1 pseudogene is annotated in these 1,346 nt (G+C 56.1%); it reads left to right on the top strand.

Features of this window, described 5'->3' with window-relative positions:
* Positions 1-66: 66 nt before the first annotated feature.
* Positions 67-1,217 (top strand): annotated as a pseudogene (locus tag BLW97_RS17740) (IS3 family transposase); the annotation flags it as partial.
* Positions 1,218-1,346 lie beyond the last annotated feature (129 nt).

Genomic DNA, 1,346 nt, shown 5'->3' with positions numbered 1-1,346 from the left:
TATAGTGGACCCCAATTTCCGGACGGTTATTTAAGATGGTAACCTGCTGTAAATAAGGAGCAGGTTGTGAGTGAACGGAAGCGCAAGATTTTTAGTAGTCAGCAGAAAGCCAAGGTCGCACTTGAAGCGGTTCGAGGGATCAAGACGGTCAACGAGATCGCTCAGGAATTTGGCGTGCACCCGACTCAGGTGGGACTGTGGAAGAAGGAGCTGCAAGAACAGGCGGCAGGCCTATTCGAAGCCAAGCGTGGCCCCAAGCCGGTGGATCAATCCGCCAGCACGGAGCGGCTCTACTCAGAGATTGGGCGGCTCAAGATGGAACTGGACTGGCTTAAAAAAAAGTCCGGGATAGCCCAGTAGAAACGCGCAAACCTTGGGTCAACGTTCTTGACCCCTTGGCACTGACCCGGCAATGCGAACTGGCAGGGGTTGCCCGCTCTACCGTCTACGCGCCGCGCCCTGTGCCCAAGCCGAACGAACAGGAATTGACGCTATTGGCACTGATCGATGCCGAATACACGCGCCACCCGTTCTACGGCAGCCGCAAGATGACCGTGTATCTGCGCGGCATGGGACATCGGATCAACCGCAAGCGGGCACAGCGGCTGATGGGCATACTGGGACTGGCCGGCATGGCGCCAGGGCCGAATACCAGCCTTCCGCATCCCGAGCACAAGGTTTACCCGTATCTGCTCAGAGGCATGGAAGTGGCCCGGCCCAATCAGGTGTGGAGCACGGATATTACCTACATCCGATTAGCGCGAGGGTTTGTCTACCTGGTGGCGATCATTGACTGGTACTCGCGCAAGGTACTGGCCTGGCGATTGTCGAATACCATGGACACAGGATTTTGTCTGGACTGTCTGGATCAGGCACTACAGACTTACGGCAACCCGGAGATATTCAATACCGATCAGGGCAGCCAGTTCACCTCGGCGAGCTTCACCGGGCGGTTGGCGGCAGCAGGCATCCAGATCAGCATGGACGGGCGTGGCCGGGCATTGGACAACATCTTCGTGGAACGGCTATGGCGGAGCGTCAAGCACGAAGACGTGTATCTGAAAGGCTATGCCACCTTGCCGGAATTACTGCTGGGGCTGACGGAATACTTTGTATTTTACAACACCGAGAGAATGCATCAATCGCTGGACTACAGCACGCCGGACGAGGTCTACCGGACAGCGAACGGTGGCGGCGCAACGATAGTGGAAAAATTCACCGCGAAAAAAGAAAATCGTCAGGAAACAGAATCAGAAGCAAAACCGGGGCAGCGCCGTGCCGCTGCGTGTGAAAGGTTACCCTCTTAAACTCGGCTGATTATTGTCTTGACAGAGGGGTCCACCATA

It is taken from the genome of Acidithiobacillus albertensis (assembly GCF_001931655.1).
GTDB lineage: Bacteria > Pseudomonadota > Gammaproteobacteria > Acidithiobacillales > Acidithiobacillaceae > Acidithiobacillus > Acidithiobacillus thiooxidans.
The sequence above is the reverse complement of the archived record's forward strand: the minus strand, read 5'-3'. Positions and strand labels throughout refer to the sequence as shown.